The 26,795-nt window shown below is 64.7% G+C and carries 23 protein-coding genes; 13 read left to right on the forward strand and 10 right to left on the reverse strand.

Annotation, left to right across the window (positions count from 1 at the left end):
• Nucleotides 1–42: 42 nt before the first annotated feature.
• Nucleotides 43–294, reverse strand: coding sequence for an SHOCT domain-containing protein (locus RCH11_RS09815; RefSeq protein WP_327056821.1), 252 nt, complete (start codon nucleotides 292–294; stop codon nucleotides 43–45).
• A gap of 307 nt (nucleotides 295–601) precedes the next feature.
• On the opposite strand from RCH11_RS09815, the gene RCH11_RS09820 reads away from it, so the two are divergent.
• Both RCH11_RS09820 and RCH11_RS09825 read left to right on the forward strand, forming a co-directional pair.
• Nucleotides 602–1,126, forward strand: a complete 525-nt coding sequence (locus tag RCH11_RS09820; RefSeq protein WP_327056822.1) for a GNAT family N-acetyltransferase — start codon at nucleotides 602–604, stop codon at nucleotides 1,124–1,126.
• A gap of 98 nt (nucleotides 1,127–1,224) precedes the next feature.
• Nucleotides 1,225–1,440 (forward strand): hypothetical protein, encoded by a 216-nt coding sequence (locus RCH11_RS09825; RefSeq protein WP_327056823.1) that lies wholly within the window; start codon nucleotides 1,225–1,227, stop codon nucleotides 1,438–1,440.
• 904 nt (nucleotides 1,441–2,344) lie between these two features.
• Here the strand turns inward: RCH11_RS09825 and RCH11_RS09830 are convergent.
• Nucleotides 2,345–2,578: a hypothetical protein gene (locus RCH11_RS09830; protein WP_327056824.1), complete on the reverse strand. Its 234-nt coding sequence runs from the start codon at nucleotides 2,576–2,578 to the stop codon at nucleotides 2,345–2,347.
• A gap of 295 nt (nucleotides 2,579–2,873) precedes the next feature.
• Entirely contained in the window at nucleotides 2,874–3,284 is a 411-nt protein-coding gene (locus RCH11_RS09835; protein WP_327056825.1) for a DUF2834 domain-containing protein, read from the reverse strand.
• 140 nt (nucleotides 3,285–3,424) lie between these two features.
• Here RCH11_RS09835 and RCH11_RS09840 point away from each other — a divergent pair, with 140 nt between their 5' ends.
• Complete coding sequence (locus RCH11_RS09840; protein ID WP_327057033.1) at nucleotides 3,425–5,167, forward strand: gamma-glutamyltransferase family protein; 1,743 nt, start codon at nucleotides 3,425–3,427, stop codon at nucleotides 5,165–5,167.
• Nucleotides 5,168–5,223: 56 nt separating this feature from the next.
• On the forward strand, nucleotides 5,224–6,156 hold the full coding sequence (locus tag RCH11_RS09845) for a Ppx/GppA phosphatase family protein (RefSeq protein ID WP_327056826.1): 933 nt from the start codon (nucleotides 5,224–5,226) through the stop codon (nucleotides 6,154–6,156).
• 69 nt (nucleotides 6,157–6,225) lie between these two features.
• Here RCH11_RS09845 and RCH11_RS09850 read toward each other — a convergent pair whose 3' ends face one another.
• From RCH11_RS09850 to RCH11_RS09865, 4 genes are all read right to left on the reverse strand, one after another.
• Nucleotides 6,226–7,059, reverse strand: coding sequence for an SDR family oxidoreductase (locus tag RCH11_RS09850; protein WP_327056827.1), 834 nt, complete (start codon nucleotides 7,057–7,059; stop codon nucleotides 6,226–6,228).
• A 68-nt stretch (nucleotides 7,060–7,127) separates the two neighbouring features.
• Nucleotides 7,128–7,955: an ABC transporter permease gene (locus RCH11_RS09855; RefSeq protein ID WP_327056828.1), complete on the reverse strand. Its 828-nt coding sequence runs from the start codon at nucleotides 7,953–7,955 to the stop codon at nucleotides 7,128–7,130.
• The gene (locus RCH11_RS09860; RefSeq protein ID WP_327056829.1) at nucleotides 7,952–8,974 is read right to left on the reverse strand and encodes an ATP-binding cassette domain-containing protein; all 1,023 of its coding nucleotides are present in this window, start codon (nucleotides 8,972–8,974) and stop codon (nucleotides 7,952–7,954) included. The genes RCH11_RS09855 and RCH11_RS09860 overlap by 4 nt, the downstream gene beginning before the upstream one ends.
• Nucleotides 8,975–9,100: 126 nt before the next feature.
• The gene (locus RCH11_RS09865; RefSeq protein WP_327056830.1) at nucleotides 9,101–10,687 is read right to left on the reverse strand and encodes a S53 family peptidase; all 1,587 of its coding nucleotides are present in this window, start codon (nucleotides 10,685–10,687) and stop codon (nucleotides 9,101–9,103) included.
• A 229-nt stretch (nucleotides 10,688–10,916) separates the two neighbouring features.
• Here RCH11_RS09865 and RCH11_RS09870 point away from each other — a divergent pair, with 229 nt between their 5' ends.
• The 8 genes from RCH11_RS09870 to RCH11_RS09905 all read left to right on the forward strand — a co-directional run bounded on the left by RCH11_RS09870 (nucleotide 10,917) and on the right by RCH11_RS09905 (nucleotide 22,422).
• Nucleotides 10,917–11,576 (forward strand): response regulator transcription factor, encoded by a 660-nt coding sequence (locus tag RCH11_RS09870; RefSeq protein ID WP_327056831.1) that lies wholly within the window; start codon nucleotides 10,917–10,919, stop codon nucleotides 11,574–11,576.
• A gap of 10 nt (nucleotides 11,577–11,586) precedes the next feature.
• A complete protein-coding gene (locus RCH11_RS09875) occupies nucleotides 11,587–12,960 on the forward strand; it encodes a sensor histidine kinase (RefSeq protein ID WP_327056832.1) in 1,374 nt (457 codons plus the stop codon).
• 120 nt (nucleotides 12,961–13,080) lie between these two features.
• Nucleotides 13,081–14,637, forward strand: coding sequence for a glycosyltransferase family 39 protein (locus tag RCH11_RS09880; protein WP_327056833.1), 1,557 nt, complete (start codon nucleotides 13,081–13,083; stop codon nucleotides 14,635–14,637).
• A complete protein-coding gene (locus RCH11_RS09885) occupies nucleotides 14,634–15,500 on the forward strand; it encodes a polyprenol monophosphomannose synthase (protein ID WP_327056834.1) in 867 nt (288 codons plus the stop codon). Before RCH11_RS09880 ends, RCH11_RS09885 begins: the two co-directional genes overlap by 4 nt.
• Entirely contained in the window at nucleotides 15,490–15,996 is a 507-nt protein-coding gene (locus RCH11_RS09890; RefSeq protein ID WP_327056835.1) for a GtrA family protein, read from the forward strand. Before RCH11_RS09885 ends, RCH11_RS09890 begins: the two co-directional genes overlap by 11 nt.
• 585 nt (nucleotides 15,997–16,581) lie before the next feature.
• Complete coding sequence (locus tag RCH11_RS09895; RefSeq protein ID WP_327056836.1) at nucleotides 16,582–17,304, forward strand: hypothetical protein; 723 nt, start codon at nucleotides 16,582–16,584, stop codon at nucleotides 17,302–17,304.
• A complete protein-coding gene (locus RCH11_RS09900) occupies nucleotides 17,304–19,001 on the forward strand; it encodes a DNA polymerase Y family protein (RefSeq protein ID WP_327056837.1) in 1,698 nt (565 codons plus the stop codon). Before RCH11_RS09895 ends, RCH11_RS09900 begins: the two co-directional genes overlap by 1 nt.
• 13 nt (nucleotides 19,002–19,014) lie before the next feature.
• Complete coding sequence (locus RCH11_RS09905) at nucleotides 19,015–22,422, forward strand: error-prone DNA polymerase (protein WP_327056838.1); 3,408 nt, start codon at nucleotides 19,015–19,017, stop codon at nucleotides 22,420–22,422.
• 43 nt (nucleotides 22,423–22,465) lie between these two features.
• Here the strand turns inward: RCH11_RS09905 and RCH11_RS09910 are convergent, their stop codons facing one another.
• Nucleotides 22,466–24,265: a DEAD/DEAH box helicase gene (locus RCH11_RS09910; RefSeq protein ID WP_327056839.1), complete on the reverse strand. Its 1,800-nt coding sequence runs from the start codon at nucleotides 24,263–24,265 to the stop codon at nucleotides 22,466–22,468.
• Nucleotides 24,266–24,368: 103 nt separating this feature from the next.
• Complete coding sequence (locus RCH11_RS09915) at nucleotides 24,369–24,638, reverse strand: GlsB/YeaQ/YmgE family stress response membrane protein (protein WP_327056840.1); 270 nt, start codon at nucleotides 24,636–24,638, stop codon at nucleotides 24,369–24,371.
• Nucleotides 24,639–24,798: 160 nt separating this feature from the next.
• Here RCH11_RS09915 and RCH11_RS09920 point away from each other — a divergent pair, with 160 nt between their 5' ends.
• Entirely contained in the window at nucleotides 24,799–25,590 is a 792-nt protein-coding gene (locus RCH11_RS09920) for an SGNH/GDSL hydrolase family protein (protein WP_327056841.1), read from the forward strand.
• Between the two features lie 20 nt (nucleotides 25,591–25,610).
• Here RCH11_RS09920 and RCH11_RS09925 read toward each other — a convergent pair whose 3' ends face one another.
• Entirely contained in the window at nucleotides 25,611–26,708 is a 1,098-nt protein-coding gene (locus RCH11_RS09925) for a fatty acid desaturase family protein (RefSeq protein ID WP_327056842.1), read from the reverse strand.
• Nucleotides 26,709–26,795 lie beyond the last annotated feature (87 nt).

A 26,795-nucleotide genomic window follows, 5' to 3' on the forward strand; every position in this document is an offset into this window, starting at 1 on the left:
TATGCGAAGCGCTAAATCGGGTTAGCCGCCTGGCCTGGGCGATCAGGCAGAACCTAGATGCTTGACGCGTTCGAGGTACTCCTCGGTCGTGAGGTCACCCTTCGCATATCTCTCATCGAGAATCTGACGCGGAGTCTGCACGGCTCTCGCAACTGGCGGAAGAGAAATCGAGGAATGATTTAAGCGCGTTGGCAGCAGACGGAGAACCCCGATGACCGCGACAATCACCAGGGCCACAACGATGACCCCGGCCAGCAAACCCCAGCCCATCATGTTGTATCCGTATCCCCACATGGTCAGATTTCCTTGCCTCGGTGGCACGCCCAGCTGCGGGCCTGAGGGATCGAGGTTTTCCTCAACACCGCACCCAATGACGACTACCCCTCACCGACAGCGACGTACCTCTCTGCCGGCTTCGCTGTGAGAGATCACGGAAGCTATTACGACCGTTCTGCGCGCCTCTATCGCTAAATTGGTACCTCTCGTGGCGACCGACTTCCTGCACCGTAAGTTCAGTTTGGAGCGCACCGTTTGTCGTTCCGCGTGCGGGCGGCGGGGCCGGTAATGGGGTGTGGGAGGCTGGGCGTGGGAGGCTGGTGGGATGCTCGAGAACCTTTCGCTCCCCGTAGTGCTCGATTCCCGCCTTGGGTCGGTCACGCTGCGGCGCGCCTCGGCGGAGGATCTGGATTCGCTCATGATGCTCCTGTCCGACGACGCGGTCAGCGCAGCTCGAGGCGACGTAGCCTCGGAGACCGATCGTCCGGCGTATTTATGGGCACTCCAGCAGATTATTTCCGACCCGGCCAATGAGCTTCTCCTGGCAATAGATGAAGAGCAGCGTGTGCTCGGAACTATGCAACTGACGCGCATCCCGGGGATGGCTCGGCGAGGTATCGCGCGTCTGCTAGTCGAGGCTGTGCGAGTTCAGAGCGATGCCCGTTCGGCCGGTATCGGGTCCGCGATGATTCGCTGGGTCACGGATGTTGCGGCCGCAGCCCTTGACGTGGGCCTCGTCCAACTCACCTCTGACGCCGTGAGAACCGATGCGCACCGGTTCTACGAACGTCTCGGCTTTGTCGCTTCGCACGTCGGGTTCAAATACCAGCCGCCCTCAGCAGTCCGTTAACCAGGAACGGCACGCTCCGCAGCGGCTGCCCTGATGATGTAGTCAGCCCGGCGGCATCGTGTCGGTGGCCTCTCAGCGGGTCGGCGCACGATGGGGCGATGCAAGCAAACCGCCGTCTGCTGTTTTGGTTGCGCGTGCCGTACGCCGCGGACGTCGCGCTGGTAGTGATAGGTGTCGCTCTGTTGCTCACGGGACGTGACGTTGGATGGTCGGTGCTGATCTTTGCCGGGGTGCGAGCGGTCATCGGGACTTTCGCCCTCCTGGTGCTAGCTCCGCGAATCATCGCGCAGAGATCCGGTACACCGCGGGAGTGATTCGCGTGGGATGAGTGCACGATATGGTTCTTCCGCCGGCACCTCTCGAATGTCTAGCACAACCAGCGTTTTCTGTCTTCCGGACCCGCCTCGGACTTTGCTGCGAATCACGCCGAACTCCGGGATGGACGGTGTGGGGCGACGGGATGGACTCGAAAAATAGCGTGATGCCCCGGTTGTGGCCGACCTCCCTCCGTTGCTCTGGGATGATTCGGTTCGAAGACACGCAAGATCCGAAGCCTCCGGCGGGCCGAAGACGTGGTCTGATGCGTGGCCGTTTCGCGATGGCGCGCAGGTGAAATGCTGTACTAGACCACGGATGGGTCACTGTAGCGTGTGGAGCTGCTGCAAGCGACTCGGAACGACCCAACACGATACGCCGAAGCCCTCGAGCAGTTCCGACAGAGGTTCCCAACTGGGAGGCATCAGCACGTTCGGCTCCCAGCTGGACTGGTCGCAGATTTTGGCGCATTTGACGTCAGCTCCTGCAACCCCATGGTTCGTACCTCGCGCCGTGCGCATTCGCTAAAAATCGAACCCACCGTGGATTATCGTTGGCAGCCATGGAATCGGGGACGGTGCGTTTCCCCACCCGAACAGATACGCATCAGTAAGCGCCAAAACGAGAGCGATAGCCCAGCGAATCCACCAGGGCCGCACCCAGGGAGGTACCGCAACAGCGACCAGGATCAGAGCCGCGCACACCAGCGGTGTGACGACTCCCCAGGTAAAATCAAATTCCCGATAATTTGCTGTTGGTCCAGAGCATCCACCGAATCCGCACCAGATAAGCCGAGCCGAAATCCAGAGCGGGAATCCGATCAGCAGCGCGAGCGGCACGGCCCAAATCAGGTGTAGCGCCGCGATGCTGAAACCCGCTGGATTCTTTGCGGATACTGTCCTGTCAGCCACAACTCACCGTTCCCGACGTGGCGAACGCGGCTGCCTGGATTGATGCACCCAGCGAGGACGTTCCGTTGACAGTGACCGTGCCCGGCGTTTGGAGCAGCACCGTGATCATTGAGTCGATCATTGAGTCGATCGTGGTGCCGGCCGTGAACGACAGATCCTGGTGAATAGAACCAGGCACTCGCTCTACTGTTATCGACACTGTGCGAGCGGCGCCGGGCGCAATCATGGGAATCCTTTGATCGGGGCGCGTTTCACGTGCATCGAGAAGCTTAGGGATTTGACTTCCGCTCGAACAGTCCCCGGTTAGGGCGTCAAGCGATGCGTGGCCGCGTGCCGTCCAAGTGTCTCCTTCGACTTTCCCAACTCAGACAAGGATCTTCAACGATCACGTGGTCTCACCTTCTCGGGACAGTCTCACCAGGATTGAGAATCCACACCCGGCAGCATCGAAGCGGGGCGTCGGAGCTACACCTCTGGCGCCCCGCCGTGAGGGCGCCCAGCTACAGAGGAATGACATCCCCTCATACTGTTGCGTCGGCGGCCCGGGTGCCGCCCTCAGCCTCCCGCTTGGTGAGCGCCCGTTGCCGCATGGCAAGGAACAGCGGGAACACGAAGGCGTAGGCAGTGAGCCCGGCAAGCACGACATAGATCCAGCCGCGTCTAAGACCGAGTCGGCGTGATTCCACGATGATCAGGATGCTGCCAGCCACGGCGGCCACCAGCAGGTCCACCGTGAGAGACGAGACGGCCGGACCGCTGTTCACCCAGTCGCCGGCGAAGTTGCGCAGTTGCACGATCGCGAGGGCGTTGAAGGTCCAGGTGCCGATAAGCCCGATGAGGGCGAGCACCAGGTAAGTGACGGCGAGAGGCGTCCAATACCGCGTGATCGAGAAGCGGGAGGCGGGTGACCTGATGCGGTCGGGAGGTGTCATGTCCCCATGATGGCCGGTTATCGCGGCATCCGGCGATCTTCACGGCCCGCGCCTAGAATCTGCAGACTGTGACTTCTTCGACATCATTCACCCCGCCCGATCCCGACACCACACGCCCGACCCTCCGCGGTACTTTCGGCATGGTCGCCTCCACCCACTGGATCGCGACGGCGGCCGCCCAGGCGGTGCTCGAGCGCGGCGGCAATGCCTTCGATGCCGCCACCGCCGGAGCTTTCGTGTTGCATGTGGTCGAGCCGCATCTGAACGGACCGGGAGGCGACCTCGTTGGTATCTTTGCCACCGCCGCCGACCCCACGCGGCCGCTCGTGCTCATGGGGCAGGGTCCCGCGCCCCACAACGCCACGATCGAGCACTTCCGCGGTGAGGGTCTCGACCTGGTGCCCGGCGCTGGGGCGCTCGCCGCCGCCATTCCCGGCGCCGTCGACGCCTGGCTGCTTCTGCTGCGAGACCACGGCAGCTGGGAGCTCGGGGAGGTGTTCGCCTTCGCCCGCGACTACGCCAGGCACGGGCATCCGCTGCTCGGCCGGGTGAGCTCGACGATCGCCGCGGTCTCGGAGCTCTTCGAGACTCACTGGCCGTCCTCGGCAGCGCTTTGGATGCCGCAGGGCCGAGTGCCCCAGGCCGGCGACCTCGTGGTGAACCCCGCCTACGCCGACACCCTCGACCGCCTCACGGATGCTGGTCGACATGCCGACTCCCGTGAGGGCAGGATCGATGCGGCCCGCGCCGAATGGAGCACCGGATTCGTGGCCGAGGCGGCGGCCCGGTTCGTGCGCGACAAGCATCGTCATTCCTCGGGCACCGACCATGCCGGCGTGATCGATGAGCAGGATTTCGCCGCTTTTCGGGCAAGCTACGAGCCAGCGGTCACACTCGACTTCCGGGGCGTCACCGTCGCGAAATCCGCGGCCTGGGGCCAGGGTCCTGCCCTGTTGCAGTCCCTGGCGATACTCGACGGATTCGACGACGAGCGGCTCGATCCGTCGACCGCGCTCGGTGCCCACACCATCCTCGAGGCGCAAAAGCTGAGCCTCGCCGACCGGGAGGCCTACTACGGAGACGTCGAGGTTCCGCTCGAATATCTTCTTTCCGCGGGCTACGCGGAGGAGCGTCGCGCCCTCATCACGGACCGGGCCTCGAGCGAATTCCGGCCCGGTTCGGTACCGGGGGTGCTGGCCTATCACCCGCCGCTGCGGATGCCGTCCGACCCCACCGGGGAGAACGACGAATTTGCCGGAAGTGGCGAGCCGACGGTCTCCCCCGCCGGAGTCACCGCCGGAGACACCTGCCACATCGATGTGGTCGACGCGTGGGGCAACATGATCTCGGTGACCCCCTCCGGTGGGTGGCTCCAGTCCTCCCCCACGATCCCCGAGCTCGGGTTCTGCCTGGGCAGTCGACTGCAGATGATGTGGCTCGACCCGAGTTCGCCGTCGGCCCTCGTGCCTGGGCGGCGTCCACGAACCACCCTCACCCCCACGCTGCTGTTGCGCGACGGGCATCCGATCGCCGCCCTCGGCACACCCGGCGGCGACCAGCAGGATCAGTGGCAGTTGCTGTACCTGCTGCGCACCCTGGTCGGCGGCTATTCCCCCCAGGAGGCGATCGACGCGCCGGCGTTCCACACGACCTCGTTTCCGGAGTCCTTCTGGCCGCGCACCTGGGAGCCCGGCGGCGCGGTGGTCGAGGGGCGGGTGGGGGCGGATGTCATCGCCGAGCTGCGCAGGCGGGGTCATCGCATCACCGTGGCGGGTGACTGGAGCCTCGGGCGGCTATCCTCCGTGGGCCGGGATGCCAGTACCGGGCTGCTCACCGCCGCGGCGAATCCGCGTGGTGCCCAGGGCTACGCGGCGGGTCGCTGATTCGGCCCGGTGATTTTGCCCGGAACGCTGCTGCTCCCAACCGGTAGATTTGTCCCATGCGGCTTGGCGTGCTTGACATCGGGTCGAATACTGTTCACATGTTGCTGGTTGACGCGCACCCCGGTGCCCGACCCATCCCGTTCACCTCACACAAACGCCCCCTGCAACTCATCGCTTACCTCGATGATCGCGGCGCGATTTCGGCTGCTGGCCAGCGAGTTCTGATCGAATTTGTGACCGCCGCCGCACAGCTCGCGGAGGTGCACGGAGCGGAGGACCTGATGGCCTTCGCCACCTCCGCCATCCGCGAAGCCAGCAACGGATCGGAAGTGCTGGGGCGGGTGCACGCTGAAACCGGTATCCGGCTCATCGAGCTGAGTGGCACCGACGAAGCAGCCGCAACCTATCTCGCGGTGCGCCGATGGTATGGCTGGGGAGCAGGCAGAATCCTCAGTCTCGATATCGGCGGCGGATCGTTCGAAATGGCGATGGGAGCTGACGAGCTGCCCGAACTCGCGGTGTCCCTTCCGCTCGGCGCGGGAAGACTCACGCGGGACTTTCTGGATGCGGATCCGCCGTCTGCTAAGAGCATCAAGGCGGTTCGTAAGCACATCCGCGCGGTACTCGAGGGTCCGATCACGGACATCGGGCGATTGACCGCGCCGACACTCGTCGTGGCAACCTCGAAATCTTTCCGCTCACTCGCCCGCGTCGCCGGTTCCGCTCCCCGCGCGGAGGGCCCCTTCGTGCGGCGTGAATTGCGGGTAAACGAATTGGCCCTGTGGACCAGCCGGCTGTCGGCGATGGCTTCTGCGGACCGTGCCGAGCTTCCGGGAGTATCTGTCCTGCGATCGCGTCAACTTCTGGCCGCCGCGTTGGTGGCACAGGCGGCCATGGAGGGCCTCCACATCGAATCAGTACAGATCTGCCCGTGGGCTCTGCGCGAGGGGCTGATTCTGCGCCGATTCGATCACCTCATGACCGCGTAGCCACTCATCCCCGGAGGAGTTTAATTGGCTTTGGACAGAGCGCCTGAGAAAAAAATGCGAGTAGGAAGGTCATCTGTGTGGCAATAACGCATCTTCGATGCTGCGGGCGCGATGCCCGGAGACCCGCTCGACGTGATCGGTGACGCGGTCAGTCTGGCCATCGGCGATGGCCGTATAGGTGCTCACCCAGGCGTCGAGTTGCCACTGCTCCGCGCCGTAATGGGCTCGGGACGCGTAAGCCTCGTCCACGGTTTCCGGCGCGTAGCTGAGAGTGCGCCCGATTACGGCGCCGGCACGCGCGGCGACATCGTCGAGGGTGAGCGCTTCCGGTCCGGTGAGTTCATAGGTGACACCGGCGTGGGGCACAGGGTCCCGCAGGATAACGGCGGCGACGTCGGCGACATCCGCTCGCGCAACCGCGGCGACGCGACCGTCTCCGGCAGGACCGCGGATTACCCCGGAATCATCAGCAAAATAGGGAAGCAGATCGGAGTAGAAATTGTCCCGCAACAGTGTGAAGTGCATTCCGCTCGCACGGATCGTGGCTTCGGCATCGGCATGGTCGCGCCCGAGGGTGAAGACAGCGTCGGGATCAGCGCCAAAGAACGAGGTATAGACGATATGGCTGACGCCCGCGGCAGCAGCCGCTTCAATGAAGGTGCGGTGCTGCACGCGGCGAAACTTCGACTCGGCGGCGGAGACCATGAACAGCACGTCTACTCCCTCGAGTGCATGCACCGAATTGGAGGCTTCGGTGTAATCGGTCACCACCACCGGGGATCCCTCGATACGCGGGGCTTTCGCGGTATCGCGCACAACGAGTGTCGGGCTCAGATCGGCGAGCTGGTCGGCCACACGTCGCCCGACATGGCCAGTGGAACCGGTGATGGCGATGACTGTCATCGCCTCACGCTAGCCAGCGAATGTGGGAGTTGCCTCCCCGTTTCGGTGCAATCGGCGCTGACCGCGCGTTAGCGGCTGCTGACGCTGGCGAACTTGCGGATCGCAAGAGGCACGAACACCACGAGTAGCAGCACAATGCCGATCAGCACGGTGATCTCAGGGTTCTGCTGTGCCCAGTTGTCGGCGATCGGAGAGTTCGGTGGGGTGTTTCCGAAGAGGTTACGCACCGCCGAGACGAGCGCAGATACCGGATTGAACTCGGCGAAGACGCGCAACGGCGTCGGCAGGGTGTTACTCGGGACAAAGGCGTTGGAGATGAAGGTGAGTGGAAACAGGATGAGGAACGAGACGTTGTTAATGACCTCCGGGCTGCGCACACTCATTCCGATGAAGGCCATCACCCAGGAGAACGCGTAGGCGAAGAGCAAAAGGAGCGCAATGGCTCCCAACGCTTCGAGGAGGCTCGAACGGATTCGCCAGCCGACGATGAAGCCGGTAACCATCATGACGACGAGCGATACTGCATTGATAAACAGGTCGCCGTTGGTGCGTCCGATCAGCACTGCCGACGGGCTCATCGGCAGTGTTCTGAACCGGTCGATGATGCCATCCTTCAGGTCCTGGGCCATAGCCGAGCCCGAATAGGTGGATCCGAACACGATGGTCTGGGCGAAGATGCCCGCCATGATGAATTCTTTGTAACTGCTGCCGGGGATGTTGATCACGCCCGCGTAGACGTAGGTGAAGAGCAGCACGAACATGATGGGCTGCAGCGTCGTGAACACGAGGATATCGGGCACGCGCTTGATCTTGATCAGGTTGCGCCTGGTGGTGATCCAGCCGTCAGAGAACCAGTGCGAAAGCGCTGAGCCCGAACCGGTGTTCGTCGTTGTCATGAGCGGCTCTTCTCCTTTTTCGCGGCACGCTTCATTTTCTTCGTTGGTACCGCATCCGATGTCTCGGCAGTGGCGGAATGGCCGGTGAGACGCAGGAAGACGTCGTCGAGTGTTGGGCGCCGCATGCCCGCATCGAACAAACGGATGCCGCGACTGCCCAGCTCCGCGAGGATTCCCTGCAAAGCCGCCGGTGCATCCGACGCATTGACCGTGAGCTCGCGACCCTCCGCTGCCGTCGTCGGCTCGGAATTGCCGAAGCGGCGCAATACTTCCACCGTTGTCGCACTATCGCCAGGGTCAACGAGCGTGATCTCAACCCGCTGCCCGCCGATCGACGCTTTCAGCTCATCCGATGTGCCCTCGGCAATCACTCTTCCATCGTCGATCACCGAGATACTATCGGCGAGTTGGTCGGCCTCTTCGAGGTACTGGGTGGTCAGCAGAACAGTCGTTCCCTGCGAGACCAGGCCGGTGATGATGTCCCACATTCCCAGCCGACTGCGCGGATCGAGACCCGTGGTCGGTTCGTCGAGAAAGAGCACCTTCGGTCGTGTCACCAGTGCGCCGGCCAGGTCGATACGCCGTCTCATCCCGCCGGAGAAGCCCTTCACCGGTCGGTTCTTGGCTTCCTCCAGGTCGAAAAGCGTGATGAGCTCCTGCGCCCGCACGCGCGACTGTGCGGCACCCAGATGGTAGAGACGTCCAACCATGTCGAGGTTTTCGAAGCCGGTGAGATTCTCGTCGACGGCGGCGTACTGTCCAGATACCCCGATGATCGGGCGGATTCGTTCCGGGTGGGCGAGCACGTCGATCCCGTCGATCCGAGCGCTGCCCGCCGTGGGTTGGGTGAGCGTCGTGAGCACTTTCACGGTGGTGGTCTTGCCCGCCCCATTCGGCCCGAGTAACGCTGTGACCGTGCTCTGCGGCACTTCAAGATCGAGCCCGTCGAGCGCGTGCACGGGACTGGCCCCCTTGGGGGTGCAGGTCTTGGTGAGCCCCGCTGCTTCAATAAAAGCCATGCCGTGACCGTACCGGCCGCCTCCGACATCGGCAACCGAAATTTCCCTCGGGTGATCCCTGGGATGCCGAGCATGTCGACCGCTGGTCGTGAGGCACGGCCGGTGCGAAGCTCGCCATAACGAGCGTCAGTGGGCTGGCATCGTGAGCAGGGCGAGCAGAGCCGTCCCGTCGGGAACGCCGAGTCCGGTACAGGCATCCCAACCGGGTTTCGCGGCAAAGCTCCCGTTATTCCCAGAAGTGATGTCCCGAAAACCCTCCTGCTTCGGGGCCGCTGACACCGATCCGTAGAGGCGTGGATGCAGCAGACCGAAGGGTTGTCCGGCCGCTTGGACAAGGCGAGCGACGAGGGCCGCCCAGAGCGGCGCGACCGCGCTGGTGCCGCCGTAGATCTTCTTCTCGCCATCTACGAGTACCTCGTACCCCGTCGTCGGATCAGCGACGGCGGCGACATCCGGAACGCCTCGTCCGGCTGTACCGCGAGACGACGCGGGTACTCCGGCCGACGCCTGCCAGTTCGGGATCGCGAAGACATCACTCACACCCCCTCCCGTCGCGCCGGCACCCTTGCCGTTGTTCCACACGACCTCCGACTGCACCGTGCCAGAAACCGCGTGCAGGCTCGTGCCGCCACAGGCAAGAACATGGGGACTGGATGCGGGAAAGTCAGCGTGGTTACGACCATCGCTCGCACCATCGGAACTGCCGTTATCACCGGCGGCGACCGTGACGGTGACCCCAAGGGTCGCAGCATCCACGAAGGCCTGGTCGAGGGCATGCCTGGCCTGGGCCGTCCAGGCATCCTCGTTCTGGCCCCAGCTGATGCTGATCGCGGTCGGTGTCACCGAGGCGTGAGTCGCCTCGCTCACCGCATCGACGAAGCCGGCGTCGGTGTTGGGGGCGAAGTAGACCACGATGTTGGCGCCGGGGCTGAGCGCCCCTGCCACCTCGATGTCGAGCAGGACCTCACCATCTGCCCCGGCGGCGTCTGCGCCAGGCACGTTCTTCGCGCCGTCAATGCCGACCGCGGTGACATGAGGCCCCGTGATGCCGAGACCGGCGAAATACGTGTCGAGCTCGGCCGGGGCGAATCCACCGCCCAGTTCGATGAGTGCGATCGTCTGGCCCGAACCGTCGAATTGGGCGGGGAAGTGATAGACCTCGGCGAGGTCGAGCGGCGTGTAACTCACCGCAACAGCCCGGGCTTCGGCGACGCGAAACTGGGCACGCGCCTGGGGGCGGTCGTCGAGGCCGAGCACGGCAGTGATGATGCCGTCGAGGGAGGCCGGCACCATCAGCATCCCGGTGCGGTTGCGGTGGTGCACCTCTGTGCCGTCGGTGGCGCGGCTGGTCACCGCTTCGAGGTGGGTGCCGAACACTCGGCTGAGCACGGCTGTGGTGCCGGCGACACGCATCCGTCGCGAGGGAAGGTCGGTCGAGAGCACCCGCAGCCCGAGCCCGCTGAGGGCAGCCGTTACCGAGGCGACGTCGGCGGCATCCGCTCCCATCCGGGCCGCGAAGTCCTCTCGGCTCAAGCGCACCGAAGGATCGAATGTGTCAGCGCCGGGCTGACGACGCAGGATCACCGTCACCTCGATCTCCGCGCCCGAATCCTGCGGCACCGTTGCGGGGGCGATCACCTCGGCAGAGTGGCGGTTGCTGCCGGGAAGCGGAACGAGCGGCAGGTCGACGGGGGTCTCTTCGTGTTCGGACATGCTTACGGTCTACCGGTCCGTCTACCAAGAATCAAGCTCTCAGGCGAATGCCGGAGGGAGCGGCGTAGTAATTTCTATCGCTACGCCACGTGCCCGCAGAGTTCCCACGCTCGTCCACACGGATTGGCCGTCGGGATGCTGGCGGGCAGTTCCCGTCAAAGAGTGCGAACATTGCAGCATTGCGCTGTGCGGCAAATCGAGGGAGTCGGTCGCGGTGAAGGTACTAATCGTGGAGGACGACCCTCAGATGGGTGAGCTCATCCAGCGCGGCCTCACCGCGGAGGGCTACGAGACCCGCGTTGTCGACAATGGTGTGGATGCCCTGATCGCGGTCTCCACCGAGGAATTCGCCCTCGCCGCCATTGATGTGATGCTGCCGCAGATGTCGGGATTCGAGATCTGTCGGCGCATCCGCCAGTCCGGAAGCTCGATGCCGCTGCTGTTGCTCACGGCACGGAATGCCGTGGAGGATCGAGTCTTCGGCCTCGACGCCGGGGCGGACGACTATCTCACCAAGCCGTTCGCTTTCGTGGAACTGAGTGCGCGGGTGAGGGCGCTACTGCGCCGCGACGCTAATGCCGACAAGCTTGTGGTGACCGTCGGCGCGCTGCGAATCGACTCGCTCGCCGTCGCCGTGACAGTTACCGGGCATCCGCTATCGATGAGTCCGAAAGAATTTGCGTTGCTGAGGCTACTCGCGGCATCGGTGGGAGAGGTGGTGAGCCGGTCCCGCATCCTTGAGGAGGTTTGGGGCTCGACCCAGAATATCGACCCGAACATCGTCGACCAGTACGTGAGCTATCTTCGGCGCAAACTGGAACCGGTGCCTTCCGGCGTGCGCATCGTGACCAAACGAGGCTCCGGTTACCTCCTCGAGCCTCTCTCGTGAGGTCCTGCGTGTGAAACTGCTGCGGCGGGTCACGATTAAGTGGCGTATTACGATCGGTAGCCTGCTGGTGGCAATGGTGCTGTCCAGCGTCGCGGTCGTCATTTTTCGGGCCCAGGTGGAGCACATTCTCACCACCACAACGACGACGCTGCTGCACAATGATGCTGCCCCGTACATAACCGGTCTGACGGTGAGCGGCAGCCTGAGCGTCGACAGACCAGGTCGGGGGCAGTTGGTGGCCGTCACCGATCCCGCCGGAACTCTTGTCCTCTCGAGCATGCCAAAGGGCCTCGAAAACCGGCTCGCAGAAATTGCGAAACTTCCCGGAGGCGCGACCACCATCGTGCAAGAAGACGACTCCTACCGGGTTTACCACGCCACCGTGATCACAAATGAGGGAGCGTGGACGGTCGTCACCGCGCGCAACCAGGATTCGTCGATCCTTTCCCTCGACCGCATCACCCAGGCTCTCATCGTGAGCGCTCTGGTGATCGTGCTCGGGTTCGGCATCGCCTCCTGGTTGCTCACCAGTGCGGCGCTTCGTCCGGTGACCCGGATGCGAAAGCAGGCCGAAGCGCTCGTCGCGCAGGGGTCGACCGAGCCATTACCCATCGGCTCCGCCACCGACGAGCTCTCCGCGCTGGCAACGACCCTCAACGTGTTCATCAGCGATGTGCGGCAATCCGTCGATCGTGAACGCCAACTGGTTTCAGATGCGAGCCACGAGCTGCGCACCCCGCTCGCCATCCTCATGGCACAACTCGAACTCGCGCATCTGTCACGGGGTGATGCCACCGCACTCGAGGCACAGATCGTGACCGCTCAGCACTCCGTTGCACGGTTGTCCGGGCTTGCGACCGGCCTTCTCGAGTTGTCGCAGCTCGACTCGAGCTCGCCGGACATCCAGAGCAGCTGGGCGGAGCTTGCGGCCGAACTCGCCGCCTCGGTCGACCGGGCACGGATGCTCGCCGTCGCCACCCACGTGACGATCGACTTCGACGTGGCCGGTGATCCGACCCCCGCCACCTACCTCATCGCTGTCGAGAATTTTGGTCGTGTTGTAAACAATCTCACGAGCAACGCGATTACGGCGCTGCCGGATGGCGGCTCGGTGCGCCTCGCCCTGCGTCACTCAAATTCCGAGCTGTTACTCACCGTCGTCGATTCCGGCGCCGGGATGCCGGAGAACTTCCTTCCCGTGGCCTTCGATAGATTCAGCCGACCGGATATCGCGCGTACGGCGAACAATGGCGGCAGCGGTCTCGGGCTCGCGATCGTGCACTCGATCGTGCACGCGGCTCACGGGCGCGTCACTCTCTCCAATGCGGACGGATTCACCGTGATGGTGTCATTTCCTGCCGTGGGTAACGGCACGGCGGGCTAATCCAACCTGTACGAACTCTCACGCCGAGGGCCCCCGATCCGCACAGAATGTCAAGACCCGTTGTCGAGGATGAAAACACACCGATAGGTATCGGTGCCCATCATCCCGAGGGGACGGCGCGTGAGCACCACCGAAGTCGGCACCAGAGCGGCGATTCGCGGCACCGGACGACCACCTGTGGCGGCACCGACGCGGTGGCTCGCGGCGGACATGGGCATCGCGCCTGTCGCTGTGCTGCTCGGTATCCTCGGCTCGCTGTTCACCGTCGTCGGATCGTGGATCCCGGCCTTCTGGGGTGATGAGGCCGCGAGCATTATTTCGGCCGAGCGCCCGCTCGCCACAATCTGGCGGGAACTCGGGCGGGTAGATGCGGTGCATGGCGCCTACTACGTTTTCCTGCACTTCTGGATCGATGCGTTCGGGGCATCCGAACTTTCCGTACGATTGCCGAGCTCGATCGCGGTCGGTGTAGCGGTGGCCGGAACCGTGGTGCTTGCGGATCGGCTGTTCACCCCCGTCGCCGCCGCGCGCCGCATCGCGGTAATGGCGGGCGCGGTGATGATTATGCTCCCGCGAGTCGGTTACATGGGCGCTGAGGGGCGCTCCTATGCCATCGGCACGGCGGTGGCCGTCTGGCTGACGATCTTCTTCGTGGCACTCCTGCGGCACCGCATCACTGGCCTTCTCCCCTGGCTAGCCTTCGCGGTGTTATTTGCCCTCTCCATCTACGTATTTCTTTACCTGGTGCTCCTCGCCGTGGTCTACGGGATTGCCGTCGTCGCGGCCCGTCCCGGGCGCGCCGTCATCCGCCGCTGGCTCGGTGCGATCGCGGTCGGAGTGATGCTCGCGGCGCCGGTGATCGTCTACGCTCTCAGCGAGCGCGGCCAAATCTCCTTCCTCGCTCACCGCAACTCCGTCACCTTCAGCCAAATGTTCGTGATCCAGTGGTTCGGCAATCCGTGGTTCGCGATCGCCTGCTGGGCCCTGATCCTGGTCGCAGTGGTCACACTGCTTCGCTCGCGATCGCGCACCGTTGTGCTTCTGGTGGGCTGGCTGGCACTGCCGATGGGCATCCTGATCTTCGGCAACATTTTTATCGCTCCGATGTACTCGATCCGCTACCTGTCATTCACCACACCGGCGGTCTCGATCCTCGTCGCCGTGGGAGTCTCGACTGTGTTTTCCCGCGGTGTCGCCGCCGGCTGGATACGGGTTGCAGCAGTCGTTGCCCTGTTCGGTCTCGCGCTGCCCACCAACGTCTTTGAGCGAACGCAATTTGCCAAGGACGGCGGCAGCGACTTGCGCCAGGCGGCACAGGTAATCGGAGCGCAGGCGCGCCGGGGTGATGCGGTCGTCTTCGACGAGACAACGAGGCCCTCCCGCAAACCACGGCTCGCCCTTCGCCTCTATCCGCAATACTTCACGGGGCTCTCGGATGTCACGCTACAGACCCCGTACACCGAACGCTCGGGCATCTGGGATTCCGTGCGGCCCATTGTGGAAATCGCCCCCTCATTGCGCAGAATCTCCACCGTCTGGGATATCGAGCTCACGACCCCGGCATCTGTCTCGACTCCCGTCAATGTGGGGGCGCTCGAACATCTCGGCTACACGATCTCTCGACAGATACCCGTCCATCGCACCATCGTCTACGAATTCACCCGAGAGACAACATGAAGCCAACCGACAACCGCACGCTCGTGGTGATCCCGACCTATAACGAGCGAGACAACCTTGCGGAGATCACCGCTCGTGTGTTGCGAAGTACGACCGGGGTCGACGTGCTCGTCGTCGACGACAATTCGCCCGATGGAACTGGCGCCCTCGCCTCGGCGCTCGCCTCGGGCCACGACCGTATCAACGTGTTGCACCGGGCCGGTAAGGAGGGCCTCGGCGCGGCCTACCGCGCTGGGTTCGACTGGGGCCTCGAGCGTGGCTATGAGCGACTGGTCGAGATGGATGCCGACGGTTCACACCAGCCAGAACAGCTCGAACTTCTCCTCACTGCACTCGACGACGCGGATGTGGTGCTCGGATCGCGCTGGGTGCGCGGCGGGTCGGTCGTGAACTGGCCGTTCAGGCGGATGATGCTCTCGCAGGCGGGCAGCCTGTACGCCCGCGTCGCCCTCGGGCTTCCCATCCGCGACATCACCGGCGGTTTCCGCGCCTTCACAGCGGACGCGCTTCGCGAAATCGGGTACCAGGATGTCCTGAGTCAGGGATACTGCTTCCAGATTGACATGCTTTGGAAGGCATATACCGCCGGCCTGCGCATCTCCGAGGTTCCGATCACGTTCGTCGAACGGGTGCATGGCGAATCTAAAATGAGTTCCGGCATTGTCAATGAAGCAATCGTTCGGGTGACGTTGTGGGGGCTGAAAGCCATGCCGGCGCGGTTACGCGGAGACCACCGGGCGGCCGTGGCTGCGGCATCCGCTCTTCGGATGGCTCACGACGAGGTCGAGTCGCGGCTCACCGAGGCGCAGGAGCCGCCGGTTCGAACCAGCAGTCCCGGCCAGGAGCGCAATCATGTCGCGTGATTCCCGGATTGCCCTGTTGCGCCAGCTGCTGAGCTTTGGGCTCGTGGGTGGTGTCGGGTTAGTTGTCGACATCGCGGTGTTCAACGCGCTGCGAACAACGATTTTCGAGCCGCAGCTCGTGCACGGAGGTCCGATTGTCGCGAAGGTCATCTCCACATCGATCGCGATCGTTGTGAACTGGATCGGCAATCGATACTGGACTTTCCGCACCGAACGCCGCACGGAGACCCGCTCCGCTGTGGTGCGTGAGGGTATCGAGTTCGCGGTCGTGAGTCTGATTGGCGCCGGAATTGCACTCGGCTGTCTCTGGATTTCACATTATGGGCTCGGATTCACTTCGGTGCTCGACGACAATCTCGCGACAAATGTGGTCGGCCTCGCACTCGGCACGGCCTTCCGGTTTGCTCTTTACCGGTTCTGGGTGTTTTCCGGACGGCGTCGCACCGCGGATGTCGCGGCCCCGGTGCTCCTGCGCAACGAGATACTCGCGCCGTAACGCGTGCGGTTGTGCGCGTGCGGTGGTGCGCGTGCGGTGGTGCGCATGCGGTGGTGCGCGTGCGGTGGTGCGCGTGCGGTGGTGCGCATCGTCGCGCCCGTGAGTCGTCGCGGCGGTAATATGACCTCGCGGCGGGGGGCGTAACTCCCGCCGGGATCCCGTTACGCCACCGCGAACCGGCGTATCCCCCGCCACTGTGAATCAGTGACTGTCGACACGCCGACGCTCGTGCGGCGGCCCTCGTGCGTCACGCCCCGTGAGCCGTCGCGGCGGTCATATGACCTCGCGGCGGGGGGCGTAACTCCCGCCGGGATGCCGTTACGCCACCGCGAACCGGCGTGTGCCCCGCCACCGCGAATCAGTGACTGTCGACACGCCGACGCTCGTGCGCCGACGCTCGTGCGGCGGCCCTCGTGCGTCACGCCCCGAGAGTCGCCGCGGCGGTGATACGACCTCGCGGCGGGAGGCGTAACTCCCGCCGGGATCCCGTTACGCCACCGCGAACCGGCGTATCCCCCGCCACCGCGATTCAGTAACTGCCGACACGCCGTATGGATGTCGGTGGCAATTGACATATTCGAATGTATGTTCGAATATGAGGGAATGGCCTCCGCAGCAGCAATTCTCGATGACTCGCCCACGCGAGCCACCGTCGACGAGTTGCAGGCGCGTATTCGCTCGATGCAGACGACTACGCTCGATACTCGCACGATCCCCACCCACCCGGCGATCGCCCGGCTGCTGCCCGGCGGCGGGCTCAAAGAGGGTGCGACCTACTCGGTGGACAATTCGGCGACCCTGCTCATGGCGCTGCTCGCCGGCCCCTCGGCGGCCGGTTCCTGGTGTGGCGTCATCGGGGTTCCCGAGTTCGGGGTGGAGGCAGCTCAGCACTTCGGCATCGACCTGGAGCGGCTCGTGCTGGTGCCGCATCCCGGGGAGCAGTGGCTCGGTGTCACCGCGGCGATCGCCGATGTGATCAGCGTCGTCGTCACCCGACCCCCCAAGCGCGCGAGCGATTCGAGTGTCGCGCGTCTCAGCGCCCGGTTGCGGCAGCGTGGGGCAACCCTGATCGTGCTGGGACCGTGGCCGCAGAGCGAGGCGATGCTGAGCCTCTCCGACAGCCACTGGGTTGGCATCGGACAGGGAAACGGGCATCTCAGTGCCCGGCAGGCGACGGTCACCGTGTCGAGCCGGATGGGACGGCCGCAAAGTGCGCGGCTCTGGCTGCCCGATCCGCACGAGCAGTTTCGCGAGGTGGACAGGTTCGCCCAGCCCGAGCCTGCTCATCTGCACGAGGCAGCAGGATAATGCGCCGAACTTCCTCCCTCGCTTCGCCCAGCGCTCCGATGCGCACCATGGTGCTGTGGTGCCCCGACTGGCCCATCACGGCGGCTCTGCGTGGTCTGGCCGTGCGTGGTCTGGCCGTGGGTGGTCTGGCCGTGGGTGGTCTGGCCGTGGGTGGTCTGGCCGCGGGTACCTCGGGCGCTGGTACCGGGCGCGATCCGGCTGCAGTGGATGTCCCGCTCGCCCTGATCGAGGCCGGCCAGGTCTTCGCCTGCTCGGCGTCGGCTCGCAGCGAGGGCGTGCGCCGCGGGCACCGGGTGCGCGAGGCACAGGCCCGCTGTCCAGGGCTCCGGGTGCTCGACTACGACCAGGCCCTCGATATCCGGGCCTTCGAGCCGGTGCTCGATGCGATCGAGGAGACGATGCCCGGGGCCCAGGTGGTGCGTCCGGGCACATGTGCGGTGCGAGCCCGCGGGCCCGCCCGCTATTACGGCGGTGAGGAGGAGGCGGCACTCTGGTTGCTTGACGCGTTGGATGCACTCGGCATCCACGGCTCACGGGTGGGTATCGCCGACGGGCCGTTCACCGCGGAGCATGCGGCCCGCACTCCGCAGCGGCAGCGCATCCGCATCGTGCCGGAGGGGGGATCCTCCGAGTTTCTCGCCGGCATGCCGGTGGGGCTGCTCGGCGAGCACGCCCTTGCAACGCTCTTGCGTCGACTGGGCATCCGTACCCTCGGCGATTTCGCTCAGCTGCAACCGCAGGATGTCGAGGCGCGATTCGGAGACGCCGGCGTGCGGGTGCACGCTCTCGCGCGCGGCCTCGATAGTCGCCCCGTCGTGCCGCGCGTCGTGCCGGAGGAGCTCGACAGCGTCGTGGGGTTTGAACCACCGCTCGACCGCATCGACCAGGTGACCTTCGGCTTCCGGGCATCCGCTGACCGCTTCATCGATCAGCTGGTACAGGCCAGGCTCGTCTGCACGTCGATCCGCATCGAGGTGGATTCCGAGTCGGGAGAGCTGTCGGAGCGCACCTGGCTGCATCCGCGTTCCTTCACGGCGGCGGATGTCGTTGACCGGGTGCGCTGGCAGCTACAGGGCAGCGGCAGTATCGCCGGCAATCCTTTTGGCAGTGGTCTCAGCTCGGCAATCACGCGGGTGCGGGTCGTGCCAGAGAGCGTCGACGCCATCGGCAACCATGAGCAGGGGCTCTGGGGTACCGGGCACGACGAACGAATCCACCACGGGCTCTCCCGGGTACAAAGCATGCTCGGACACGGTGCCGTCGTTACCGCCGCGATCGGTGGCGGGCGAACCATGCTCGATCGCCAGAACCTCGTTGCCTGGGGAGACCGCACCGAGTTAGCCAGAACAGAGAGGGCACGACCCGATGCGCTGCCCTGGCCGGGGCAACTGCCAACGCCAAGCCCCGGCACCGTGTTCGAGGCGCTGCGGCCGGCGATGGTGATCGATGCAGCCGGGGTCGCCATCGACCTTGACCTGCGCGGGGTGCTCTCGGGCACGCCGGCTCGGTTCTCTACCGACGGTCGCACCCTGCGCCCGGTCGCAGCCTGGGCTGGTCCCTGGACGAATGACGAACGATGGTGGGATGCCGACACCTTCCGCCGGGCGAGCCGCTTCCAGGTCGTCGACGACGCGGGGGCGGCCTGGCTGCTCGTGTTGGACAGCCATCTGTGGTGGGCCGAAGCGAGGTACGACTGATGGGGGACGACTGATGGGGTGGAACAACCCACCGATCCCGTGGTCCCAGTTCGAGAAAGCGCTGTCGGATACGCGGCGGCCCGGAGGCGCACCGGTCGGAGCCAATGGCGGTGACAGCCCCGGTTGGTCGCACAAGCGCGGCGCGTACGAGGCTCCTCCCGTGCAGGCGGCACCGGCCGGTGACCCGGTGCCCTACGCCGAGTTGCACGCCCACTCGAGTTTCAGCTTTCTCGACGGGGCATCCTCCCCCGAGCAGTTGCTCGAGGAGTCCGCCCGGCTCGGGCTGCACGCTCTCGCGCTGACCGATCACGATGGCTTCTACGGGGTCGTGCGCCTCGCCGAGGCGGCGGAGCAGCATCCGAAAATCGGCACGGTCTTCGGGGCGGAACTCTCGCTCGACCTCAGCCGACCCCAAAACGGAGCCGCCGACCCGGAAGGTAGCCACCTGCTCGTGCTCGCCCGGCAGCAGGAGGGCTACCACCGGCTGGCCGCTGCGCTGACTGCCGCTCAGCTCGCCGGGCTCGAGAAGGGACGTCCGGTCTACGACCTCGACGAACTCGCCGGTCGGGCGGAGGGACACTGGAGCATTCTTACCGGATGCCGCAAGAGCGCGGTGCGGCAGGCCCTCGAGCAGTCGCCCGCTGCTGCTGTTCGGGAGATCGACCGGCTGGCCGACCTGTTCGGCCGGGCCAATGTGATCGTCGAGCTCTTCGATCACGGCACTCCACTGGCCAGCGACCACAACGATGCGCTCTTCAAGATCGCGGATCAGCGCGGCTTGCAGGTGGTCGCGACCGGCAATGTGCACTACTCCAGGCCAGAGCAATACCGGCTGGCCACAGCGCTTGCCGCGGTACGCGCCCGCCGCAGCCTCGACGACATGGATGGATGGCTGCCGGCATCCGGAGCGGCCCACCTGCGCTCCGGCGCCGAGATGGCGGCACGCTTCGCGCGCTATCCCGGCGCCGTTGAGCACACCGTCGTGGTCGCCGACGACCTGTCGTTCCCGTTGCGGCGGGCGCGGCCGAAACTGCCGACGCAGCAGGTGCCGGCTGGCCATACCCCAATGAGCTACCTCCGACAGTTGGTCTGGGATGCTGTTCCCGTGCGCTATCCACAGCTCGCGCCGGCTGAGCGCGACCGCATCGCCCACGAACTCGACGTGATCGAGGCAAAGGACTTTCCCGGCTACTTTCTCATCGTCTGGGACATCGTGAAGTTCGCCCGGGATCGTGGCATCCTCTGCCAGGGGCGCGGATCGGCCGCGAACTCCGCGGTCTGCTTCCTGCTCAATATCACCGCCGTCGATCCGATCGGTTACAAACTGCCGTTCGAACGCTTTCTTTCGAGCATGCGAGAGGAGGAGCCCGACATCGACGTCGACTTCGACTCCAACCGGCGCGAGGAGGCGATCCAGTATGTCTACGAGAAGTACGGCCGGCAGAATGCGGCGCAGGTGGCGAACGTTATCCAGTATCGACCCAAGTTCGCGGTGCGTGACATGGCCAAGGCTCTCGGGGCGAGCCCGGGGCAGCAGGATGCCTGGTCGAAGCAGGTGGAGCAGCACGGCGCCCTGCTCTCGAGCGTCGATCACGACATTCCGGAGGCGGTGACCGCTCTCGCACTCGAGGCGTTGACACTGCCGCGACACCTCGGCATCCACTCGGGCGGCATGGTACTCACCGAGCAGCCGGTCGGCGAGGTCTGCCCGATCGAGCACGGACGCATGGATGGTCGAACGGTGTTGCAGTGGGACAAGGACGACTGCGCCTGGATGGGCTTGGTCAAGTTCGACCTGCTCGGTCTCGGCATACTCAACGCTATCCAGCACAGCTTCGACCTGGTGCGTGAGCATCTCGGCGAGGACTGGGAGCTCGCCACGATCCCCAAGGAGGAGCAGGGCGTCTACGACCAGCTCTGCCGGGCCGATTCGATCGGAGTGTTCCAGGTGGAGAGCCGGGCACAGATGGGATTGCTTCCCCGGCTGCAGCCGCGCCGGTTTTATGACCTCGTGGTGCAGATCGCCATGGTGCGGCCCGGCCCGATCCAGGGTGGGGCGGTGCATCCGTTCGTGCGGCGCAAGCTCGGCGAGGAGGCTGTCACCTACCAGCATCCGAAGCTCAGGGAGCCCCTAGAGCGCACGCTCGGTATCCCCGTCTTCCAGGAGCAGCTGATGCAGATGGCTATGGCCGTTGGGGGATGCAGCGCGGATGACGCTGACCTGCTGCGCCGCGCGATGGGCTCCAAGCGCGGGCAGGAAAAAATTGCCTCGCTCAAGACCACTCTCTATGCGGGCATGGCGAGCAATGGCATCGTCGGCGTGGTCGCGGACGACATCTACGCCAAGATCGAGGCCTTCGCCAACTTCGGGTTCGCGGAGAGCCACAGTCTCAGCTTCGGCCTGCTCGTCTACGCGAGCTCCTGGCTCCGGCTGCACTATCCGGCGGCATTCCTTGCCTCGCTACTGCGCGCCCAGCCGATGGGCTTTTATTCGCCGCTGTCCCTGGTGGCGGATGCCCGGCGGCACGGCGTCACAGTGCGGCGTCCCGACATCCTGCGGTCGGGCTGGCAGCCGGGGCTTGAGGCGAGCTCTGCCGGTCTCGGAGTGACCGCACCAACGGGCGCAGCCTCCTGCCTCCATTCCCACCAGCCGCCGGTCGGTCCCTTCGACCGCAGTGCTCCTTTCGACCCCGACGACCACCGCCGCGACGGAGCCCTTGCGGTGCGTCTCGGCCTCGCCGAGGTCACCGGTATCGGCGAGACCCTGGCCAGGAAGATCGTCGCCGATCGTGAGGCGGGCGGCGACTTCACCGACCTCGCGAACCTGGTGCGCCGGGTCGGACTCGGCACGGCCCAGCTCGAAGCCCTCGCCGCGGCCGGTGCCTTCGAATCCCTCGGTCTCAGCGTGCGCGAGTCGCTCTGGGCCGCTGGCGATGCCGCCCGGGATCGGGAGGAGTTCCTCGCCGGCAGTATGGTCACCGTTCAGCCGCCGCTGTTCTCGATGCCCAGTAGCTCCGAGATCCTCGCGTCCGACCTCTGGGCTACCGGCATCTCCCCCGACGATCATCCGATCCGCTTCCTGCGGGCGGCCCTTCGGCAGCGGGGGGCTCTCCGCTCCGACGATCTCAAGACGGCGGAGTCCGGCCGCCGCATCGAAGTGGGTGGCGTCGTGACCCACCGGCAGCGACCCGCAACGGCGAGCGGCATCACCTTCATGAATCTCGAGGATGAGAGCGGGCTCGTCAACGTGATCTGCAGCGTCGGCGTGTGGAACCGCTACCGCCGCATCGCGCGTGACTCCCCCGCGCTCATTGTGCGTGGAATCCTCGAACGCTCCCCCGAGGGCGTCACGAACCTGCTCGCCGATCGTCTCGAAGCGCTTCCGATGGCGATCCGCACGGCATCCCGCGACTTCCGCTGACCGATCGAGCTGGCTACTGTTCCGAAAATCCGCACGCCCATTTTCAACTACGCAGGCCCCGTCGCAGCAGGTCGATGCGCGCCTGCAGCTGGGAGACGCTGGCCTGCGGCACGGCCGGCCCCCCCGCCATCCGCCGCAGCTCCGCGTGGATGATGCCGTGTGGCTCGCCGCTGCCCTTGGCCCGCATCCCGACCAGGGAGTTGAGCAACGCGCGCTGCTCTTTGAGAGTGCGGTAGAGCGGCACGATCTCCGCCCCAGCGCCAGACTCGTCGACCTGCCGCTGTCGGTCACCGATTCGTCGCGCCTGGCGCTGGTGCCGATGCCGAAGCAGTTCTTTCACCTGGTCCGGCTCGAGAAGACCGGGGATACCGATGAAATCGAGCTCCTCGAGGCTGTCGGGTACCGCGCCCGCGCCAAACTCGTCCCCGTCGAACAACACCCGATCGAATGCGGCTTCCGAACCGAGCGCCTTGAAGTCGAAGAGCAACGCATCTCCAGAGGCGGACTCGACCAGATTGGCCTCGTCTGCGGCGTCGTCATCAAGCAGGATCTCTTCGAGTCCTTCACCGGGATCCCGGTCGAGGGCATGATCTCGCTGCAACTCCATCGCCGAGGCGAGCCCAAGAAGCGATGGCACGCTCGGGAGGAAGATCGACGCCGTCTCCCCCCGACGTCTCGTGCGCACAAAACGGCCGATGGCCTGGGCGAAGAACAGCGGCGTCGAGGCGGATGTCGCGTAGACACCCACACCGAGCCGCGGGATGTCAACACCCTCCGAAACCATCCGCACGGCCACCATCCAGCGCGAATCGGATACTGCGAACTGGGCGATTCGGTCGCTCGCGGCTTTCTCGTCGGAGAGTACAACGGTGGGTTTCTCCCCGGTCACCTTCTCGAGAATGTCCGCGTAGGCCCGTGCGGCGTAGTGGTCCGTCGCGATCACCAGCCCCCCGGCATCCGGAATCCCGTGACGCACCTCGGTGAGCCGCCGATTAGCCGCCTTGAGCACTGCAGGCACCCATTCGCCCTCCGGATCGAGCGCCGTGCGCCAGGCTTGCGCCGTGATGTCCTTCGTGTCGCCCTCGCCGAGCCGCGCCTCCATCTCGTCGCCGGTGCGGGTGCGCCAGCGCATCCGTCCCGCGTAGGCGAGGAAGATCACGGGGCGCACGACACCATCGGCAAGGGCACGGCCATAGCCATAGGCGTAGTCGGCCTGGGAGGTGCGGATGCCGTGCTCATCCGGGTAGTAGGTCACGAAGGGGATCGGGGAGGTGTCCGATCGAAAGGGCGTGCCGGTGAGCGAGAGCCGCCGGGTCGCCGGCTCGAAGGCTTCGCGGATGGCGTCTCCCCAGCTCAGCGCATCTCCTCCGTGGTGCACCTCGTCGAGGATCACCAGGGTGCGTCCCCCCTCGGTCATGGAGCGATGGAGCGCCGCACGTGTGGCCACTTGGGCATAGGTGACTGCCACTCCATGGAAGTGCTTGGCGGCCCAGCCCTGCGCGTTCTTGAAGCTCGGATCGAGCCGCACTCCCACGCGGTGCGCGGCGTCCGCCCACTGGCGCTTGAGATGCTCGGTCGGCGCCACGACCGTTACCCGGTCTATCTTGCGTTGCGCGAGCAACTCGGTGACGAGCCGGAGCGCGAAGGTGGTCTTTCCCGCCCCCGGGGTCGCTGCCACCAGGAAGTCTTTCGGCTCCCGCAAAAAGTATTCGGCGAACGCCTCCTGCTGCCAGGCCCGCAGCTTGTCCGCGGTGCCTCTGGCGGCGCGCTCGGGGAATGACGGCGAGAGGTGCTCCGCGGCCGAGGTGCCCACCTGGGGTCCGAAGGGCTGCGGGTTGGTCATCAGTCGAGCTTAACCTCGACCGGTGACGGTGCCGCGACATCCGATCCAACGACGGCGGGCCCTCCGCCCGAAGACGGAGGACCCTCGATCGCGGGAAGTGTCGTTATGTGCGACGACGCGAGCCGCGAGTCACGAGGCCGTAAATGAGAAGTACGACAATCGAGCCGAGAATCGCGATGATCCAGGTGCGGATCTCGAAAAAGCCTCCCATCGGGATGCCAAAGAGAGCGCTGGCGAGGAATCCGCCGAGCAGAGCACCCACGACGCCGAGAACAAGGGTGATGAGCCATCCGCCCCCCTGAGAACCGGGGAGAATTGCCTTCGCGATGGCGCCAGCGATAAGTCCCAGAATGATCCAACCGATGATTCCCATGGTTTTTTCTCCAAACAGTCGTTTTGTTGCCATTCGGATCTCGAATGCCGATAGTGACTCTGACCTCGCCCCGTTTGGGGGACAAGAGCCTTGACTCGGAGTGAATCGCCTGTTACGCGCCGGTTTGGCGGAAGGAGTGAATCTGATGCAGGGTAGAGCTATGACTCAGCAGCATCCCTGGTCCCGCTATGTCGCTCTTGGGGACTCATTCACAGAAGGAATCGGGGATCCGGAGCCGAAGAGCCCCGGTGGCAATCGCGGCTGGGCAGACCGGGTTGCCGAGGTGCTGAGCGAACAGACCGAGGATTTTGCCTACGCGAATCTCGCCATCCGTGGCAGGTTGCTCCGCCAGATCATGAATGAACAGGTGGATGCCGCGCTCTCGCTTCGCCCCGACCTCATCTCGATCTCCGCCGGTGGCAATGACATCATCCGACCCAACACCGATCCGGACCGGCTCGCGACGATTCTCGAGACCGGTGTCGCGCGACTGAGGGCGGATGGCGCCACTGTCGTGCTCTTCAATGGTCCCGACATCGGTATGACCCCCGTGCTCAATCGGTCACGCGGCAAGGTTGCGATTTACAACGAGAATCTGCACGCGATCGCCCTTCGGCACGATCTCGTCGTCGCGGATATGTGGGCACTTCGTGAACTCAAGGATCCGCGGATGTGGGCGCCAGACCGCCTGCACTTCTCGCCGATCGGCCATACCTCAATTGCACGCATGGTGCTCGATGCCCTCAACGTGGAGAACGATCTCGAGCCGTATTATCCTGTTCCATTGGAGCGGGTGCCGTGGCGTCATGCCAGAGTCGAAGACATAGGCTGGGCGCGCGAATATCTCGTGCCGTGGGTGCTGAGGCGCATTCGACATCAATCATCCGGTGACGGCATCACCCCGAAGCGCCCCGATGCGGTGCCGTACCGTACAGCCAATCTGGCGCAGTAACCGGACGGGGCTCCCCCGGGTCAGCGACCGAACTGTGTGGCTGCCGGGCAATCGAACGGATCGCCACCGGCAGAAAGCCCAACACGGTTGAGATACGCGATTACGATCCCGTAGGACTCTGTCAGCGTCGTCTCGGTATAGAGAATATTGTGCGAGTCGCAATATTCCTTTGCGATCTCTCGAGCCTTCGCGAGATGCGGCCGCGGCATGTTGGGAAACAGGTGGTGCTCAATTTGATAGTTGAGTCCACCCATGAACGTGGTCGTACCCAACCCCGTGATATTCCGCGAGGTGAGCACCTGGCGGCGGAGGAAGTCGACCTTGCTGTCGTGCGCCAGAATTGGCATTCCCTTGTGGTTGGGGGCGAACGACGCTCCCATGTACAAACCGAACACGGCTACTTGTACCCCGATAAAGGCGAAGGCCATACCGACCGGGAGAAACATGAAGATCACCGCGACGTAGAGGGCAACACGGGGCACGAGCATGCTGATTTCGACCCAGCGACGATCAACACGGTCGCGTCCAAACACCGTTTTGAAGCCGAGGATATGAAGGTTGATGCCCTCGAGGAGCAGCGCAGGGAAGAACAGGTAGCCCTGGCGGCGCGTGGCCCACCCATACAGGCCGGTGGCGCGGGCAGCGTCCTCCGGAGTGAACGACACGAAATCGCGTTCGATGTCCATGTCTTTGCCGATGACGTTGGGATTGGCGTGGTGCCGACTGTGCTTGGTCATCCACCACGAGTAGCTGATGCCGACGAAGAGATTTGCAAGGGTGCGTCCGGCGATGTCGTTGGCCCGACCCGATTCGAATACCTGCCGATGGGCGGCCTCGTGTGCGAGAAAGGCGTACTGAGTGAGGATGATGCCGAGCGCGCCAGCGATGAGCAGTTGGTACCAGCTATTTCCAAGGAGAACGAACCCGGCAATGGCGCCCCCAAGGGCGAGGGTGATGAGGGAAAACATCATCACGTAAAACCCGGTACGTCGACGAAGCAGGCCCGCATCGCGCACAGTACGCAACAGGGACGAATATTCGGTGGTCGGATTAGAGCGCGAGCCGCCCGGCTTGGTCTTGGTGAAAATTACCACCGGGGACGCGGTTGCATCGCTCACGATACCTCGATTCGAATTGACTTCCCAGCCGGGGTAGAACGAGCGATTGCTCAAAGGATGTATTCACCCTAGAGGCAAATCCTGAAA

Source organism: Glaciihabitans sp. GrIS 2.15 (genome assembly GCF_035984695.1).
Taxonomy (GTDB): domain Bacteria; phylum Actinomycetota; class Actinomycetes; order Actinomycetales; family Microbacteriaceae; genus Lacisediminihabitans.